8 protein-coding genes and 2 pseudogenes are annotated in these 19590 nt (G+C 55.9%); 4 read left to right on the forward strand and 6 right to left on the reverse strand.

Features of this window, described 5'->3' with window-relative positions; translation table 11 throughout:
- Positions 1 to 6: 6 nt before the first annotated feature.
- Positions 7 to 2333: pseudogene (locus ABQ278_RS19330) on the reverse strand (DPP IV N-terminal domain-containing protein).
- Between the two features lie 92 nt (positions 2334 to 2425).
- Between ABQ278_RS19330 and ABQ278_RS19335 the strand changes: the two are divergent.
- Both ABQ278_RS19335 and ABQ278_RS19340 read left to right on the forward strand, forming a co-directional pair.
- On the forward strand, positions 2426 to 3940 hold the full coding sequence (locus ABQ278_RS19335; RefSeq protein WP_349322651.1) for a glycoside hydrolase family 27 protein: 1515 nt from the start codon (positions 2426 to 2428) through the stop codon (positions 3938 to 3940).
- A gap of 148 nt (positions 3941 to 4088) precedes the next feature.
- A complete protein-coding gene (locus ABQ278_RS19340) occupies positions 4089 to 5315 on the forward strand; it encodes an ATP-binding protein (protein ID WP_349322652.1) in 1227 nt (408 codons plus the stop codon).
- A 52-nt stretch (positions 5316 to 5367) separates the two neighbouring features.
- Here the strand turns inward: ABQ278_RS19340 and ABQ278_RS19345 are convergent, their stop codons facing one another.
- The 3 genes from ABQ278_RS19345 to ABQ278_RS19355 all read right to left on the reverse strand — a co-directional run bounded on the left by ABQ278_RS19345 (position 5368) and on the right by ABQ278_RS19355 (position 11482).
- A complete protein-coding gene (locus tag ABQ278_RS19345) occupies positions 5368 to 7638 on the reverse strand; it encodes a prolyl oligopeptidase family serine peptidase (RefSeq protein WP_349322653.1) in 2271 nt (756 codons plus the stop codon).
- 116 nt (positions 7639 to 7754) lie between these two features.
- A complete protein-coding gene (locus tag ABQ278_RS19350; RefSeq protein ID WP_349322654.1) occupies positions 7755 to 10736 on the reverse strand; it encodes a TonB-dependent receptor domain-containing protein in 2982 nt (993 codons plus the stop codon).
- Between the two features lie 194 nt (positions 10737 to 10930).
- Positions 10931 to 11482, reverse strand: coding sequence for a hypothetical protein (locus ABQ278_RS19355; RefSeq protein WP_349322655.1), 552 nt, complete (start codon positions 11480 to 11482; stop codon positions 10931 to 10933).
- Between the two features lie 135 nt (positions 11483 to 11617).
- Here ABQ278_RS19355 and ABQ278_RS19360 point away from each other — a divergent pair, with 135 nt between their 5' ends.
- Complete coding sequence (locus tag ABQ278_RS19360; protein ID WP_349322656.1) at positions 11618 to 13132, forward strand: tryptophan halogenase family protein; 1515 nt, start codon at positions 11618 to 11620, stop codon at positions 13130 to 13132.
- 4 nt (positions 13133 to 13136) lie between these two features.
- On the opposite strand, the gene ABQ278_RS19365 is transcribed toward ABQ278_RS19360, so the two are convergent.
- Together ABQ278_RS19365 and ABQ278_RS19370 are read right to left on the reverse strand one after the other, a co-directional pair.
- The gene (locus tag ABQ278_RS19365) at positions 13137 to 13832 is read right to left on the reverse strand and encodes a DUF6445 family protein (protein ID WP_349322657.1); all 696 of its coding nucleotides are present in this window, start codon (positions 13830 to 13832) and stop codon (positions 13137 to 13139) included.
- Positions 13833 to 13957: 125 nt separating this feature from the next.
- The gene (locus ABQ278_RS19370; RefSeq protein ID WP_349322658.1) at positions 13958 to 16780 is read right to left on the reverse strand and encodes a TonB-dependent receptor; all 2823 of its coding nucleotides are present in this window, start codon (positions 16778 to 16780) and stop codon (positions 13958 to 13960) included.
- 409 nt (positions 16781 to 17189) lie between these two features.
- Here ABQ278_RS19370 and ABQ278_RS19375 point away from each other — a divergent pair.
- Positions 17190 to 19563, forward strand: a pseudogene (locus ABQ278_RS19375) (beta-L-arabinofuranosidase domain-containing protein).
- The last annotated feature ends 27 nt before the right edge of the window (positions 19564 to 19590 follow it).

Below are 19590 nucleotides of genomic sequence, written 5' to 3' on the forward strand. Positions count from 1 at the left end.
ATCTCTCTAATGGGCTTTGGGAGCAGTTTCTGGAAGGGCGTTCCAGTTGGGCGTGCTTTCACCCTGCAAATGACGCACGAAGAAATCATATTGGCGGCGCAGACCGTAGCCAAAGTCGCCGACATTTCGCAAGGCGCCATGGCCCTGATTGGGGGCCACGATCAGATCGAAGTCCTTGCGCGCCTTGATCAGGGCATTCACCACCTGAAGCGTCGAAGACGGATCGACATTTGTGTCCTGCTCACCGACGATCAAAAGCACGTGGCCTTGCAAGCGCCAGGCGTTATCGACACCGGATGACTTCGCGTAAACTCATCGACCGGCCAGCCCATCCATTCCTCGTTCCAGCTAATCTTGTCCATGCGGTTGTCGAAGCAGCCCGCATAGGCGACGGCGGCCTTGTAGAAATCAGGATGGAATTCCAGCGCACCGAGCGAACTTTGGCCACCAGCCGAGCCGCCATAGATGCCGACGCGGCTGATATCGTACCATGGGTATTTGGCAGCGGCCGCCTTGTGCCACAAAATGCGGTCGGGGAAGCCGGAATCGCCGACATTCTTCCAGGCGACATCATGAAACGCCTTGGAGCGATTCATGGTGCCCATGCCGTCGATCTGCACCACGATGAAACCAAGATCGGCCTGGGCCTGCATCCCCACCACCTTGTCACCGCCGGAGTGCAGACCGAACGGCCAGAAGGTCTTGGGCACAAAATTATCGTGCGGACCGGCGTAGATGTTCTCGATCACCGGATATTTTTTGGTCGGGTCGAAGTTGCGCGGACGCACGATGATGCCCCAGATATCGGTCTTGCCGTCACGCCCCTTGGCGGTGAAGACTTCCGGCGCCTTGAAACCGGCGGCCACCAGCTTCGAGATATCGCCATGCTCGATCTCGGCAACCAGCGCGCCATCGGCACTGTGCAATTCGGCAATATTGGGCAGGTCGATACGCGACCAGGTATCGACATAGTAGGCCATGTCGCTTGAGAAGCTGACATCGTGCCAAGCGTCTGTTGTGGTGATCGGCGTCAGGTTTTTACCGTCGAAATCGACACGGTAAAACTTCTGGAAATAGGGATCGCTGCCAGCCATCATGCCGCTGGCGGCGAACCAGATCTGGCGTTTTTGGTCATCGACCTTGATCACCTTGCGCACCACCCAGCCGCCCTTGGTGATCTGGTTCTTCACCTTGCCCGTCTTGGCATCATAGAGATAAAGATGGTTCCAGCCGTCGCGTTCCGACATCCAGATCAGTTCGCGGCCCAAACCGCCGACATCGTGGCTGTAGCGCCGCTCGATATTGACGAAGGTGGAGGCATGATCCTCGGCAACAATACGCGCCGCGCCAGTTTTGGCGCTGGCCTCGATCAGTCGGTAGGCTTGATGACCACGCTGATCATATTCAAAAGTAATGGCCGAGGAATCCGCCCGCCAGCCGATATCCGACATGGTGTAGGGATTAGGAAACAGATCGAAGGGCACATTGATCTGGCGTTTAGCCGCCACATCGAACAGCACCGGGCGGTCGATATCGACGGCATCGCCGGGCTTCGGGTAAAGCTGCGTGGCCAGCTTCGGCTGTAACTCGCCTTCGGGCGATGATACAACGCGCGTGACACGACGCGCAAAACCGGGACGGACGCGATAGGCGGCCAGCTTTTGCGAATCCGGCGACCAGATGATCGACTGCGGATCATAGAACTCGCCCTCAGAGCCATCAGTGCTGAGAACGGTCACCGCACCGCCGCCAGCCGGCCGTACGACGATATTGAAGCCCTGCACAAAGGCCACCCACTTGCCGTCCGGCGAAGGTTTGGGCGTATTGTCGGCAGGGATGGCCAGGTCACGCACCACGCCAAAACCACGCGGCTGACCGCCCGCTTGCGGCACACGGGCACACACATAATCCGTCAGGGTACAGGTCCAGGCGTCATCCTCACCGAGGTAGGCGAAAAGCCCCTTCCCGCCTTCGGTAAAGCTGACCGAGGCCATGGGCTCGGTGAAGGGTAGATGCAGGCCACTATAGGTTTTTCCGAGCGCTTGACTGAGTGAAGCCGCCAGCCGGTCCTGATCGAACGCGGGGGATTTTGCCTTCGTATCCGCATCCATCATGACGAACTGGAAACCACCCGGCACGGTCTTGCGATAGATGAAGCGGTGCGTGCCTTCGATCCACTGCGCCGGTTCGGCGATGTTTTCGGTCAGGCCCGACCAGTCATCGCGCAAGGATAACGATCGCTGATAATCGGCCACGTCTGGCGCTGCAGCAAAGGCCGGCGACGCTATCACCAGCGTGAGCACCATACTTAAGAGTCTCAACGGTGCGCCCATGATCAAACTGCCTCTTGCCATTTTTACGATACCCGTCATGATGTATACTATATACTTTTTGGCAGGCAAGCCATTTAACCGGAGTGAACCGCATGCGGAAACTGTTAGCCACCACACTTCTCAGCGGTTTCCTGCTGGCGCCTGGAGCTTTTGCCGAAACACCCAAGGGCGGCTGGGTGTTCGATTCGTCGCCCGACTTCCCGGGCTTCACCCGTCTCGTGATCGAGGACAAGGCTGGCAAGCTTTCCGGCAAGCTGACCTCGCACTGGTATGGCGACCTCCCCCTAACCGATCTGCACAAGGACGGCGATAACCTCGTCTTCAAGCTCTACAACGGTAATCCGCGCGTTACCATGACGGATATTGTGGTGAAGCCTGAAGGCCAAACGGTTCGCATGACCGGTAAGGTCTGGTATCAGGACTTTGACCTGACCGCCCATAAGGCCAAGCGCGCCGAACTGAAGGCGCTCGATTTCCCGACCTACCCCCTCCCCGCCAAGGCCGTGGTGCCGCAAAAGCCGCTTAGCCCCACCCCGCCGATGGGCTGGAGTTCGTGGAACAAGTTCGCCACCGATATCAGCGACCAGACGGTCCGCGAGATCGCCGATGCCCTGGTAGCCTCGGGCCTGCGTGATGCCGGCTATGTTTATGTCAATATCGATGACGGCTGGCAGGGCGAGCGTGACGCCAAAGGCGTGCTGCATCCCAACACAAACTTCCCCGACATGAAAGCGCTGGCCGATTACGTCCACGCACGTGGCCTCAAGCTCGGCCTCTATTCCTCGCCCGGCCCCAAGACCTGCGCCGGCTATGCCGGCTCCTACGGCCATATCAAACAGGACGCTCAGACCTTCGCCGACTGGGGCGTCGACTATCTGAAATACGATCTTTGTTCCGGCGAAGCCTTCTACAACAACGCCGAAACGGTCTACGCCACCTATCAGGAGATGGGTGAAGCTCTGAACGCCACCGGCCGCGACATCGTCTATTCGCTCTGCCAGTATGGCCGTTTCGACGTCGGTTCCTGGGGTCGCGACGTGGGTGGCCACCTCTGGCGCACCACGGGCGACATCGAGGACACTTACGACGTCATGGCGAAGATCGGCTTCGACAAGAACGGCGTCGCTAACCATACCGGTCCCAACGGATGGAACGATCCCGACATGTTAGAGATCGGCAATGGCGGCATGGGTTTTGATGAATACAAGACGCATATGACCCTGTGGGCCATGATGTCAGCGCCGCTGGTGCTGGGCAATGACGTCCGCAGCATGACACCGGAAACCCTGTCTCTGCTGACCAACAAGGAGGTCATCGCCATCGATCAGGACAGGTTGGGCGCGCAAGGCCTGCCCGCCAGGAAAGACGGCCAGACCGAGGTCTGGACCAAAAAGCTGGCCGATGGCTCAACGGCTGTGGGCCTGTTCAATCGCGGCGACACGACCACCCTGATCAGCGGTTCCTGGGCCGATATCAAGGTGAGCGGCACGACGGTGCGAGACCTGTGGGCCGCCAGCGATCACCATGCCGATGACGGCTACACCTATTCCGTTCCGAAGCATGGCGCTGTCTTGCTCCGCGTCATTCCCGAAGGCAACGCCCGGTAGGGCAAAAGTTTGTCCTTGTAACGAGGTGATGCTTGGAACGTGCAGGTTCGTTTTCCATAGGTTCACCTTTACATGCCGCGAAATTTTTGTCGTCAACCGGAGAATTTTCGGCTAATGTGGAATTATATTCCATATTAGCCGGAAGCCCATGCAGCACATACACCGTACATTGGCCGAAACCCTGAAGTCTGTCTCAACGGTCTTCTCAGTTGTGCTCGTCACGGGGCCGCGACAAGTCGGTAAGACGACCTTGCTTCGGGACTGTGCGGAACCTGGCCGCTCCTATGTCAGCCTGGACGATCTCGATCAGCGTACTCTGGCCCAAACAGACCCCGCCCTGTTCCTGCAACTGCACAAGCCACCCCTTATCATCGATGAGGTACAGTATGCTCCGCAATTGTTCAGTGTCATTAAAAGCCTGGTTGATCAAACGCAAACCCGTGGCCAATACTGGCTCACGGGCTCGCAAAAATTCCACCTGATGCACGGCATATCAGAAACACTGGCGGGCCGGATCGCCATTCTCGACCTGATTGGCCTTTCCCAGGCCGAACGCGACGACCGCGCGGCTGACCAGGCCCCCTTCACCCCAACGCGAGGGTGGTTAGAGGCGGCAAGAACGAAGACGTCAAGCTCTGCCGTCATGGATGTATACCGCACGATCTGGACTGGAAGCTTCCCGGCGATTGCTCTCAATCCAGACATGCCGCGCGATATTTTTTACAGCTCGTACATTCAAACCTACATTCAGCGGGATGTCCGTGACCTTACGAGGGTGGGTAATGAGATTGCCTTTGCCCGCTTCCTGCGCGCCGTGGCCGCACGTACCGGCCAGCTCATCAACTATGCGGATATGGCGCGGGATGTCGATGTTGATCAGAAGACGATCAAGGCCTGGTTATCGATTCTGGAGACGTCCGGCTTGGTCTTTATGCTTCAGCCGTACCACAACAATATCACCAATCGCCTGGTGAAAACGCCGAAACTCTATTTCCTCGACACCGGCCTGTGCGCCTACTTGACCCAGTGGTCGACGCCCGAGGCCCTCGAAGCTGGCGCCATGTCGGGGGCCATCCTTGAGACCTACATGATGGCCGAGATCCTCAAGTCGTACTGGAACCGAGGCAAGGCCGGACACTTCTATTTCTACCGTGATCGTGACCAAAAAGAGATCGACCTCATTATTAGTCAGGATGGGATGCTTTATCCGATCGAATTTAAAAAGACGATGACACCCAGCCTCGGTGCCAGCAAGAACTTTGCGGCCCTGGAAGCGCTTAAACAGCCAGTCGGTGACGGGTGCGTCCTGTGCCTCAAGGACGCGGACATCCCGTTATCGAAGTCGGTCTGGGCCATTCCGGTCGGATACCTGTAGCACCCGACCGGCGTATTCATCCGCACCGTGTCACATCCATGGGCTATACCGCCTATTGTGGCGGGGTTTCGCCGATCAGATTGACCGTGAAATAATCGCGCAGTTTCTTCCAGAAGTAGGGCTGATAGACGGCGTGTGTCGTGTTGGGCAGGATGACCAGCTCGTGCGGTTTTCCGGCATCGATCAGGGCCTTATCGAGACGCAGCGAGGCAGCCACCGGCACGTTGTCGTCGATATCGCCGTGGATCAGCATGAGCTTGCCCTTGAGGTTTTTGGCGACAGAAATATTGGAGTTGCGCTCCCAGGTCGCGTCATCGGCGATACCCATGGAGACTTCCGGCCACCACGCCTTATCGAGACGCAGGTCATGATTGCCCGACGAGGCCACCGCCACCTTGTAGAAATCCGGGCGACGCAGAATGAAGCGCGCCGCGTCGTAACCACCGGCCGAACCGCCATAGACGCCGACACGGTTGAGATCGAGATAGGGATACTTTTTCTGCATCGCCTTCAGCACCCAGATATGGTCGTCCAGACCTACCTCGCCGAGGTTCTGGTAGGCGGATGAGCGGAACGCCTGACCGCGCTGCGAGGTGCCACGCCCGTCAATGGTGACGACCACGGCGCCCAGTTGCGCCATGGCGTTCAGCGAGCTTCGGATATTGCCATTAAAATCCTCATCGAAACGGTGGGTCGTCGGCCCCGTATAGAGGTTCTCAATGACAGGATAAGACTTCGACGCATCGAAAGTCTTCGGGCGATAGATCATGCCGTAGAGCTTGGTCTTGCCATCGTCGGCCAGGGTCTCGAACGGCTCTGGCAGGGTAAAGCCGGTGGCCAGCAGGGCTGAAATATCCGCCTTGCCCAAAGTCTGCACGATCCGCCCATTGGCCGCATCGCGGATGACGGTCTCAGTCGCCACGGTCGGGCTCGACATGCGGTCTATTATCCATTTGCCATCGTCGGAAACGTCCGTTTCGTGGTGGAGTGGCTCCGGGGTCAGATTGAAGATCGAGCCATCAAGACCGACGCGATAGAGGCTGCGGAAATAGGGATTGACGCCGGGCTCGCGGCCGATGCCGGCGATCAGGATCGGTCCGCCCTCATCGATACGCACAATCTCGGTGACCTCCCAGTTGCCTTTGGTCAGGGCCTTACCGCCGTCCGGATTGGTGCCTTGAGCTATGTAATAGAGCTGCGCCCAGCCGGTGCGCTCAGAAATCACCAGATCGCCCTTCAGCTCCGAGGCCGGACGAATTGAGGATGAGGTCACCGTCACCAGCGGCTTCATCGCCTCGTGCACGCGCACCCTTGCCACGTTCGTCTTGGGATCGATTTCGAACAGCTTCAACTGGGCGTAACCGCGCTCGGTCCAGTCATAAACGATATGATCACCTTCCCAGTAGATAGAGATATCGCCGGGATAGAGCATTTCGGTCGCTGGCACCTTCAGATCGGTGACCGTGGCCTTGTCGACATCGACCAGCACCGGCTGTTGCAGCGGCACATTCTTGGCGCCGGCTGTCGGGTAGACGTAATCGAAAGTACGCGGAAACTGACTACCCGGAGGGCTCTGCTGCACGCCATGCCAGATATAGCTGCCGTTGCGTGTCAGGCGATAGGTGACAAGCGACTTGCCATCGGGCGACCACTGGGCGCTAAGCGGCATCTCCAGGGCAGGATTGTTGGCGGCGGCCATTTCGCCCAGTAGCGGATAGGTGGTGCCGTAACGCAGGTCATAGGTGCCATCGCTGGTCAGCGGCGTTTCCTTGCCACTCACCAGGTCAATGAGCCAGAGATTATAGTTGCGCGCCACCACCATGCGCTTGCCATCCGGCGAGGTGACGCCCTTTGGGCGCTCTGCGCGTGGCGGGTTGGCGCTGACTGTGCCGGCCGTAAAATCATAGGTCCATTCACGCCCCAGCGCGCCGAAGGTCAGGGTCTTCTTGCCGGCATCATAGCCGGTCGGGCGGATATCGGCCACGCCCTCGATTTTTTCTCCGGCCGCCACCAGCTTTTGCGTCAGATCGGCCTCGGTGATCAGCGCGGTTTGCGTGGCCCGGGCGGTATCGGCGAACATCATCGTGCCGCTTTTCTTAGGCCCGCGCCGGAACAGAACACCGCCATCGACAAATCGCGCCGACAGGTCGAGATCGACGATCAGGCTGTCGATCTTGCCCGACATGTACTGATCACTATCGACATAGCGCTGGGCCATATCGACGCGCGGCGCTGCAACCACAGCAACCGGGTCGGCGGCAAAAACGGGCACGGCCGTGGCCAAGCTGAGGACGAGAGCGAGAGTGATGTGCTTGAAAGACATGGGGCCACTTAACTGTTGAAAAGCCGAAAAACAAAAAAGACAAATGCCGGTGTAAGCGGCAGATGCCGGATAATGAAACGGGCTCTGCACAGACGCGCAGAGCCCGCAAGCTTTGACTAGCGCGTGAAGCGCAGGTTGATCCAGCCGGTGCGACCGATCACATCGTAGACCCCGGCCTGCCAGCCCTCGTCACCGAAATAGGCACCGCCGGCTTCCGCGCCCGGATAGCGAGGCGGCTGCTTATTGAAGGCGTTCGAGAGACCCGCGCTGAGGTTGATGGTCGGCTTCAGCCAATACGACACATAGACATCGTCATAGGCAATCGGCTTGGTCTTGTAAGGCGTGTAGGCATCCGGCGTAATGGTCACCGTCTGGCGCATCCCCGAATAGAAACGTGAGGTCCAGCCCAGCGACAGCTTGTCGCGCGAATAGTTGAACGAGGTGCGTCCTTTGAGTTTCGGGAAACCGAAGATGCCGACCGTATCGGTGACGCTTTCGGGGTTGTCCGGATCGGGGGTATATTTGTTTTCGAACAGACGCGTCCAGATGCTGTTGACCGATAGCATTCCGGCGTTGCTGCCCCAGCCCCAGGCAGCCAGATTGACCGAATAGTCGAATTCGGTATCTATGCCGCTGGTCTTGCGATGCGCCAGATTGATGTTCTGCTTGATAACCGAAACCAGATTGTTGGTCACTGGATCGCGGATGATCTGATCGCAGTAGTTGTTGTCAAGGGTCGGTGCATCCATGCACTTGTTGAGAATCTGCTGCGGCTCGACCGACGAAATGACATTGGTCATCTTGATGTCATAATAATCGACCGTGGCACTGAAGTTCTTCATGAAGCGCGGTTGCAGAACCACACCCAACGTAAAGGTCTTGGCCGTCTCCACCTTCAGGTCCGGATTGCCCTTCTTAACGACATCCAGCCACAGCCAGTAGTCGTTCTTGTTGGCCGGCATGACGGCGGCGCAGTTAGCTGCGGTATACTGGGTCTTATCTGTGCGGTAGGGCAGATTGTAATAGTTGCATGGATCGCTTAGCCACTGACCGCTAATCGAGGAGGCCGTAAAGACCTCGCTGATGTTTGGAGCACGCACAGCCTTGCCGTAAGTAGTGCGGAAACGAATATCCTTCACGGGCGCCCACTGCAGTCCGTATTTCTCGGCCGTCGTCTTCCCGGCCGTCGAATAGTCGGCGGTACGAACGGCCGCGTCGGCGGTCAAACGATAGGCGAACGGCAGATCTTTCAGGATAGGCACGCTCAGTTCGGCGAACAGTTCCTTCACGTCGAATTCACCCTTCAGAGGTGTCTCAACAACGCCGTAATCGGGCACGAAGTTGGGGCTGTCGGGGTTATATTCGTCACGTGCACCGATATTGTTGGCCTCGCGGCGATATTCGGCGCCAAGCGCCACCTGAACCTCGCCGGCTGGCAGATTGAACAGGCCGCCGGTCACATAGCCTGACCAGACATATTGTTCGAGCGACGTCGTCGAGGCACTGCTGTCATATTGCAGATAGTTGATGACCTCCTTCGTCGCCGGTTTGAAGGGATTGAGCGGCACGCAGGCCGGGTCGTCGTTCGATGTATCAGCGTCGGAGTTCACCCAGCAGATCGGCGTCCCGCCAGGTCCCGTTACCGCATCAAGCGCGCGCATGTAACGTTCATTGGACGTGTTGTTGAAATCCTGGATGGTTTCCTCGGTCTTGCCGTAGGACACGTAGGTCGACCATGCCCAGTCATGCTCACGGAACAGGGCCGGCAGTTCGCCCTCGAAGCCAGTCACGACCTGCTGGAGTTCACGACGATAATTCGAGCGTGACTTGCCAAATTCCGGATAGTTGCGCACGAAGGACAAACCGTCAGGGAAACCTTGGCCACCATTGGCCGCTATGATTTCCGGTGTAATGAAGGGGTTGCCGTCCCACAGCTTGTTCGTACCGCCTTCCCACCACAGGCCATATTCACCGTGAGACTTGTTGGTGGCGTAGTCGAGTTCCAGGAAATAGCGCAGGTTGTCGTTGAACTGATAGCCAAAGGTGCCGTGGGTTATGAAGCGCTCGCTCGGCACCGACAGGAGCCAGTTGTCATAGCGGCCATCAAATTCGCCGCCACTATTGGTAACCAGAGACGCGACGCTGGAGTTCTTGGCCATGTTTGCTGGCGAAAGCGTGGAGATTAGCCCGGCCGTGCCGAGGATTGGGTCACGCATAGTGCCATCATCATTGAAGACGTAGGGCTTACTACCCAGAAGGACGACAGCGCGCGGCGAGTATTGCAGGCTGTGTTGGTCGTCAAGTATCGAATAGGGCATCGACGAATTCGCACGGGCCCACCATGGATTGCCGCGCGAGGTTGACGGGCGGTCCTGGCCGGCGACCACGCCGTTGGACTGGCCATAGGTACCAAAGAGCGTGACATTCGCCTTGCCGTCGGCGAAATTCTTGCCCCAGAGAACATCGGCGTCATAACTCGGCATGTCGCCATAGGTCGAATTGCCATAGCGAACATTGGCGTCGAGACCCTGATAATTCTTCTTCAGGATAAAGTTGGCAACGCCAGCCACGGCATCAGCGCCATATTGTGCCGAGGCGCCGCCCGTGATGATTTCCACCCGCTCGATCAGGCCGCCTGGAATGGTGCTGATGTCGACAGCCGAGGTGCCAGGGGCACCGGGCACGTGGCGACGGCCATCGACCAGAACGAGCGTCCGTTTTGTGCCCAGCCCGCGCAGGTCTAGCGCATTCAGTCCTGGATGACCCTGGTCAAGCGAATCCTTATCTCGGTTGGCGTTCGACGTCTGGTCGCTCTGGCTGATAACGAGCGCGGGCATTTGATTGACAAGATCAGCCACCTGGCGCGCGCCGGACTTGCGGATCACATCGGCATTAATGACCGTGGTCGGCGTAGCGCTGGCCGCACCCTTATGACGGATGCGCGAACCCGTCACGACAACAGTCGTTTCCTCAGCGGCTTCATCGGCTTTATCACCTTTCGCCGTGGTCTCCTGAGCCAGCGCGGGCGCGCATATCATGGCGGCTAGAAGGCCGCTTGCCGCGAGCAAAAGTGCCTTGTGATTACGTGTTTTTATCATGTCATCCCCTTACAAAACAGACCTGACACAAAATGGACACGAAGTCTTCGCATCGTCAAAATATTTTATATGGTATACTATTTTAAGTTTACCTTATGTTTCTATTTTGCAACAGCACCCTTCTCGCCACCCGCACAGGTAGCGCATAAAAACGTTTTAAACATTCAAAATGTTACCGCATACATCCGCGATATTTACTGGTCAGGTATGGTGACGGTGACACTTAGCGTGCCACTGTTATCCTTGAAGCTTACATCGTTGAAGCCTAGCGCCAGGCCAGTTGCCCCCTCGGGAATCGGCACGCGTACCCCTTCGCCTACGACGAACGGCCGGCTGACGAGTACGCCCTTGTCGTCGACAAAACCCATGACCAGGGCATGCTGATAAGCCGGATAAAGCAATTTGGGCGTATAGAAACTCGGATAATATTTCCCCCTCGCCTTGCTATCGTTGACCTCAAAGTCTTCGAAACCCACCGGCCCAACCTCAACCTTGCCTTTAACCGTCGTCACGCCATCGGCATAGACCTCTACCTTATCCACCGAATCGACCGGAATGCCGGTGATGATGAACGGCGGGGCCTCATCACCAACACCATACTTCATCTTGCTGTTGGCCTTGGTGGACCACGGCCCTGATTTCGCATCGACGGCAACTGTCACCGTGCGCGCCTCAACCGCCACGGACCCGGCCGAGAGCAGGGTCACCGCAATCGTGAAAAGATACATATTGTGCTTAAAAATCATTGCCCCCTCACAACACTTATTTGTCGGACATTTCGACACAATAGTTCGAATGTGTCAAATATTTTATACGATATACCGCTCAATTGACATCACACGACTACACGTCATAATCGGTGTTTCAGGCGTGAGGGCATAATGGGTACAGCTAATATTCGCAGACTGGTTATCGTGGGGGGCGGCACCGCAGGCTGGATGGCCGCAGCGGCGCTTTCCAAGGTTTTTGGCACGCAGAACTATACGATTACGCTCATTGAGTCCGACGAGATCGGGACAGTTGGCGTGGGTGAAGCCACCATCCCGACCATTCAGGAGTTCAACAAACTTCTGGAAATCGACGAAAACCAGTTCATGAAGGAAACCAACGCTTCCTTTAAGCTCGGCATCCGCTTCATCAACTGGAAGCGAGAAGGCAGTGATTATTTCCACCCGTTCGGTGTGTATGGCGTCGATATGAACGTCAACTTCACCCATTATTGGATGCGGTATCATCTGGCGGGCGGTTCGGGGGATTTCGGCCTGTTCAATCCCCAGACGCTCGCGGCGCGCATGAATCGTTTCGGCCGCATGGCGGAGATCAATCCGAAGGCGCCAAATGTCAATTATGCCTTTCATTTCGACGCCTCACTCTACGCCAAGTTCCTGCGACGTCACAGCGAAGCGCGCGGCGTGATCCGCCACGAAGGCAAGATCACCAGCGTCAGCCAGCATCCCGAAAGTGGCGACATCGCGTCCGTCACGCTGGAAAACGGCCAGATCATAACCGGCGATCTGTTCATTGATTGCTCCGGCTTCCGGGGGCTTCTGATCGAACAAACCCTCAAAACGGGCCATGAAGACTGGTCACAATGGCTGCCATGCAACCGCGCCGTCGCCGTGCCATGCGACAAGGTCAGCGGCATCACCCCCTACACCACCTCGACCGCCCGCGAAGCCGGCTGGCAATGGCGCATCCCGCTCCAGCACCGCACCGGCAACGGCTACGTCTTCTGCGAATCCTATCTGTCTGAAGACAAGGCCATGGATCTGATCGTGCAGCGGCTGGATGGCAAGCCGCAGGCCGAACCGCGCGTCATCCGCTTCACGACCGGCCACCGCAAGAAGCAGTGGAACCGCAACGTCATCGCCATGGGACTGGCGAGCGGCTTCCTTGAGCCTTTGGAATCGACCTCCATCTATCTGGTGCAGGAGGCCATCATGAAATTGCTGCGCTATTTCCCACGTGACCAGATCACCGAGTCCGCGCGTTCCAGCTTCAACCGCGACATGCTGTTCGCCTATGACGACGTGAAGGATTTCCTGATCGCCCACTACAAGGTCACCGAGCGTGAGGAAACGCCCTTCTGGGCCTATTGCAAACACATGGATGTACCCGACAGCCTGAAAGCACGTCTGGAGAGTTTCGAACGGCACAATCAGCCGTTGGTCAAGGCGGATGAGCTGTTCAAGGAAGCGAGTTGGTTTGCTGTCTTGGCCGGACAGGGCCTGATGCCGAAATCCTATCATCCCGTCGCCGACCTGATGCCGGTAGATGAGTTCCGCTGGCGCATCGACAAGATCAAGGAAGGCAGCGCCGGCCTTGCCAATGCCATGCCTAGCCACGAAAGCTATATCACAAAAGTCTGTGCATCAACGCAATTGGTAAGCGTCTAAGTCGCTATGCGTCAGGGATCACCAGGAAAAGGTTGGCGGTAAGTCTGCCTTTTCGGGGGTCAGCGCTATAGGCGAAATCGCTTGGCACCTGTGCAGTGTGAAGCAGCGCGCCCGAATAGATCAAGACACGATTGAAGATGCCTTCAAAGTAACCGGTTTGCTCAAAGGCCTGGCTTGAACCGCTCATATAGGCCTGTTCAGGATCACCATAGGCGGCCCAGTCCTGACGTAGCCCTTCATGGAATTCATCTTTGCGGTCCGGTGTTATCTTTTCAAAGCCAGTGCGTTTATGGCGATAAAACCCTGTGCCGCCCTGAGTTCGCGGACTCAGAAAATGCAGAAGGGCGTATTTGGTTTTTTTAATCTCGTCATAGTGTGGAATGCGCGTTAGCGGATTGGCCTCAAACGATCGCTTGGTCATTAGCGAAAGAGAGGCGTGATCAACTAAGAAACGCTTTGTGCCAAAAACATCGTGCATGACCGGACCACACAATTTGCAAAGGAAGTTAACGTAATCCCTCTCCGCTTCAGCATTTGGATTTAAGGAGCGACGTATGCCGGGGTAGCTATTTTTTGCACTTTCACTAAATGGCAGGCCATTTGAAGCCATCGTGATCAGACCTTCAGCAGCGGGCACCGCCTGATCAATAACGATCACCTTGTTGCGCTCATCGCCAAGTTCCCGAATGCTGATTTTCATGCTGCGAACCTAGGTTAGTCATGGATAAAAGCAAGATTTAGAAAGCGAATCTGACAAATTCGCCACCTAAAAAGAACAACCCGCCGTTTCCGGCGGGTTGCGATCGATAGACTTAAATCAAGCGCTTAGTAACGGAAACGGGCGCTCATCTGGATCGTACGAGCCTGGACGCGAATACCCATAGGCAAGAGGCGTTGCTCTCCCCACCAACGCTTGGTGTTATCGTGAAGCAGGTTCGTCGCTTCAAGGCTGAGTGTGAGTTGCTTGATCGGCGTGTAGCTAATCGATGCATCAAGACGCGACGTCGGTTCAACATACAATGAATAAGCACTATATTCATTATCGATGCTATCACGATAACGGGCACGGTAATTATATGCCACACGAGCACTCAATTGGGGAGTATCATAATAGAGAGCAAGGTTATAAGTATAGGGCGAATTACCGGTCGCGTTAAAATCACCACCTGCGACACAATCAGGATAGTCATAACAATACTTGATCTTTGCGACCTGGTTATAGGTGTAGTTGAACTGTCCTCCAAAATTTGCCCACTTACCTGGAAGGAAGTCAAAGAATCCTTGTGCTGTGAATTCATAACCCTGGAACGTGCCGGGGCCTGCATTCATAGGGTGATCCCAGGTGTAAAGTCCTTCATAGCCTGGAACCGGGGCATCTACGTCGTGTACCCAGATGATAAAGCCATCCGGCTTTTTGAGATAAGCGGCAAATGAAACCACCCCGCCGCGACCGAAATAGTACTCCAACGACGCATCATAGCTGGTTTCGTGATTTGGCTTGAGGTCGGGATTCCCTCCCCATCCACAACGACATCCGTTCTCGCTGGTATCAATAGAAGCCCACGAGGTTGCAAGATCAAAACCTGGGCGCTCAACATTCTGCGTATAAGCCAGACGCATTTGCAGTTTAGGCATAAAATGGATAACCGCGTTTACGCTTGGCAGGATATCAGAGTCCGAACCGTCAACTGTACGTGAGCATCCAAGAGCCCCCACTGCAGTACCTTCAGGGCAATAGAGGCCGCCATCTAGCACGACACCAGTTTCCATTGATGCCAGGCGAGGAAAGCCTTTACTGACGCTAGTATTGTGACGTCCCGCTTGACGTACGCCAACAACACCGTCAACCGGGAAATTGAATGCGTTGAAGCCATAAGTAAATTGGGCATATATAGCAGACGTTTTCTCCGTACCCACAAAAGAGCCGAAGCCATTTTCTGTATCAACGATCAGATCATCCCAACCGCCCGAACCACCTGAATAAGAAGGGGAGTTGGCTGCCAGCGCGAGAATATCGTCGTAGTTGTTCAAGATGCCATCGAGATTGAGACGGTACCACGTCGGAGAGTCAAGACCTGGGACCTTAATAGTAACAGCATCCAGAGAGTCGCCAGATGGGAAATCAGACAGCGCAATAGTTTTGGCACCATTCCAGCCAGCATAGCGGTAACCATAAGCGCGAGAAATATCACGAGATGTGTGGCGAACACCGAACTGGAAATCCCGGAAGAACTTATCATCACTGAAATGATAGGTCATATCCAGTTGATAGCTCATCTGCTTACTGTTTTCGAAGCGTTTACCGTTTTCGAATTCACGCAGAATATAATTGTCAGGATTACTAAGATCTAGTCCATTGTACTGAACGTAAGGCGCGCCGCCTTCCGTCTTGTCTGAATCCATATCGATCGAATAGCCTGTCAGGTTAGTAAAACGTAGTGTCTCACGGTACCATTGAGCGTTATAGCCGTTTTCATCGCTTGTAATTGCAGCATTGACGTTCCAACGATCCTTATGCCAATGCACTTCAAAATTCAGGTGTGTGTTTTCTGTCTTGCTGACATCGTCGTTAGCATAAGGCCCAATCTGCAAATTTGCGCCCGTGAAAGTCGCAGATTTCATGGCCAAACCGTTAGGCATCATGACGACATTCGACAAGACTGCGCCGGTGTCACGGCCACGGGCTTCCAAAACGTCAAGCTGGCGATGCTCTTCTGCATTAAAGATCGTCCCCTCAACGAGGAAATCGAGATGCTCATTCACGCGCCATTGAAAACCAGCATTGATCGAAGGGCGCTCGACATAGCCACGTTCGACGCCATAACGGGTCTTGTACGTGAAGAAGGGCCCGAGGCCGCCATTCATGCTCTTCAGGTCAGCGGGCAGGCTATTCAGCTCAGTGCTGTTGGCAAAAAACGGGCGTGGCGTTTCGCTTTCAGCATATTGTTCGTTGTAGTTATTCTTCTGATAAGACAAGTTCAGAAGGAAGCCCATTTCGCCCATGGCCGTATCCCAACGGTTGGCAACTAAGGCGCTAAAATAAGGGCTGTTTGTATCGCCCACATCACTCATAACCGTGCGAGCACTACCCGCAACCGTCCATCCCTTAGGTAGATCAAGCGGACGACGTAGATCAACGTTGACAGTACCCGCAATACCACCTTCAACTTGATCAGCGGTTCTAGTCTTGTAAACTTGGACTGACTTCAGAAGTTCGGCCGGAATATCGTTCAGGCCCGCCGAACGGCCAATTCCGGAATTAGCTTCCTGACCGTTAATCGTTGTTGAAATATCGGTCTGTCCGCGAATAGCAACACTACCGCCTTCACCACGCTCACGTGTGATTTGTACACCCGTAACACGCGAAATGGCTTCGGTAACGTTATTGTCAGGCAACTTGCCTACGTCTTCGGCATCGATCGAATCGACGATTTGGGCCGACTTACGCTTGCGGTCGACAGCCGACTTCAGGCTCTTCCGCAACCCCTTAACGATAACAACCGTATCGGCATCTTCAACGGGTGCTGCGGTTGTGCTGGTTGCTGTCGCCGGTGCTGCATCCTGAGCCAAGGCAGGTGAGCAGATCATGGCGACTGCCATGCCGGTTGCGGCTAGCAGCCATGTTTTACGCGTAGTGGTGGTCAACATATGTATTCCCCAGTTTCAAAAAACTTCACCGTTGCAACAGGACATGAAAATTGGGGATCGTCAAAATATTTTATACGATATACGACACTCTTTTGACGTTTTTAATAACATGACAAATTAATGTTGCCAATCTGCCACAACATTTTCACACCGCAAAATATTGCCGCAACGCACAATCCCAGCGGGCGAAATAATCCCTATGCATTTGAATTTGATGATAATTTTTTGCACCAAACCCCAGTTCGCACTCTATAACCACTTTCAGACAACTTCCATTTTATAAGGCAGGCGCCCGCCCTCTCTCAACGTGAATCAGGCAAAAGGTGGCAAAAATCGCCTCAATTTATGCATCACACCTTGCTATTTGGCGTATATTGTATACCAAATTGTCAGACAACAGGAGCGTAACATGGCCATTTTGACCGCCAATCGGCGACAGCTTTTAACCGCAACGGCAGCTTTGACAGGTTTTAGCCTCATTTCAACGCGGTCATCTCTGGCCTCAGATCTTACCCAAAAAGCGACCGCCCTCCCCCTGTCCGATGTCCGTTTGCTGCCGTCCGATTTCAAGACTGCGCTCGACGTCAATCACGCCTATCTGGTGACTCTGGAGCCCGACCGCTTCCTGCATAACTTCCGCAAAGGCGCTGGTTTAAAGCCCAAGGGCGAATCCTACGGCGGCTGGGAAAAGGACACCATCGCCGGCCACAGCCTCGGCCACTATATGTCGGCCATCTCGCTGATGTACGCCCAGACCGGCGATCCGGTGCTCAAAGCACGCGCGTCTTATGTGATCGACGAATTAGCTCTGATCCAAGGCGCTCAGGGCGATGGCTATGCCGCCGGCTTCCTGCGCCGTCGCAAGGACGGCACGGTTGTCGATGGCAAGGAAATCTTCCCTGAAATCATGGCCGGCGATATCCGCTCGGCCGGTTTCGATCTCAACGGCTGCTGGGTGCCGCTCTACAACTGGCACAAACTCTATTGCGGTCTCTTCGACGCCCAGACCTTCTGTGGCCTCGACAAAGCCATCCCCGTCGCTGTGGCGCTCAGCGTCTATATCGACAAGGTTTTCGCCGCTCTGTCAGACACCCAGGTGCAGGAGGTGCTCAACTGCGAGCACGGCGGCCTCAACGATTCCTTCGCTGAGCTTTATGCCCGCACCAAGGATCCGCGCTGGCTGGCGCTTGCCGAGCGCCTGTACCATCACAAGGTGCTCGATCCGATGGTGGCGCGTGAGGACAAACTCGCCAATATTCACTCCAACACCAACATCCCGAAGGTGCTGGGCCTGGCGCGGCTCTATGAAGTGACCGGCAAGCCGGACTACCGCACGGCGACCGAGTTCTTTTATGAACGCGTCACGAAGCACCATAGCTTTGTCATCGGCGGCAACGGCGACCGCGAGTATTTCTTCGAGCCCGACGCCATCTCGAAGCACATCACCGAAGCGACGTGTGAACACTGCGCCACCTACAATATGATGAAAATGTCGCGCCAGCTCTATAGCTGGACACCGGATGCGAGCTACTTCGACTATTTCGAGCGCGCGCATCTCAATCACGTTCTGTCGCAGCAAAACCCGAAGACGGGCATGTTCAGCTACATGACGCCGCTCTTCACCGGCGCCGCACGCGGCTTCTCCGATCCGGTTGATAACTGGACCTGCTGCCACGGCACCGGCATGGAAAGCCACGCCAAGCACGCCGAGTTCGATCTACTGGCAGGGTAATGACACCCTGATGGTCAATCTCTATATCCCTTCGACCGCCAAGTGGGCTGAAAAGGGCGCCAGCTTGCGCCTCGATACCGCCTATCCCTATGACGGTGAAGTGAAACTGAGCCTGACTTCAATACGTCGCCCAACCCGTTTCAAGCTGGCCCTGCGCGTGCCTGGCTGGGCGAGAAGCGTGTCACTTAAGCTCAATGGCAAGCCAACAGAAGCTACGCGCGACCGTGGTTATCTGATCGTCGATCGCGTCTGGCAGGCCGGTGACGAACTCGCCCTCTCCCTGCCGCTCGATCTGAGCATCGAACCGACCAACGACAATCCTGGCGTCGTCGCCATCCTGCGCGGCCCGCTGGTGCTGGCCGCCGATCTCGGATCGGTCGATGAGGATTACAAGGCCACCGATCCAGCGCTGGTCGGCAATGATTTGCTGGCCGGCTTCGCACCGGTCACTGTCGAAAAAGCGCAGTTCAAGACCGTTGGCATTGGCCGCCCCGGCGAACTGACATTCGTCCCTTTCTACAGCCAGTATGAACGCCGCAGCGCCGTCTATTTCAAGGCGTTCAACGAGGCCGACTGGAAGGTCGAGGAAGCCGCCTTCCTGGCCGAACAGGCTCGACAGCGCGATCTGGCCGCCCGCTCGGTAGATGTCATGCACCTTGGCGAAATGCAGGCCGAACGCGATCACAATCTCGAATCGGACATCTCATGGCCCGGCACCTATCGCGGCCGCAACGGTCGTGACGCCCGTTCCGGCGGCTTCATGTCGTTCAAAATGAACGTCAAGCCGGGTCCGTTAGTGATGCAGGCGAGCTATTGGGGTGATGACCGTTGCGAATTCGATATCCTAATCGACGGTGAAACCCTGACAACCGTATCGCACAAGACGCCGGTAAAGCCCGGTGAATTCTTCGATGAGGAATATCCGGTGCCGGAAGCGCTGACACGGGGCAAAACCTCGGTCACCGTCAAGTTCGTGCCGAAGGAAGGCCGCTCGACCGGCATGATCTTTGGCGTGCGCCTCTTCACGGCCGCCCCTTCGACCGCCGCATAATTAAAAATACAAACAGAGAGCCAGTCC

The sequence above is a fragment of the Asticcacaulis sp. MM231 genome, from assembly GCF_964186625.1.
Classification (GTDB): domain Bacteria; phylum Pseudomonadota; class Alphaproteobacteria; order Caulobacterales; family Caulobacteraceae; genus Asticcacaulis.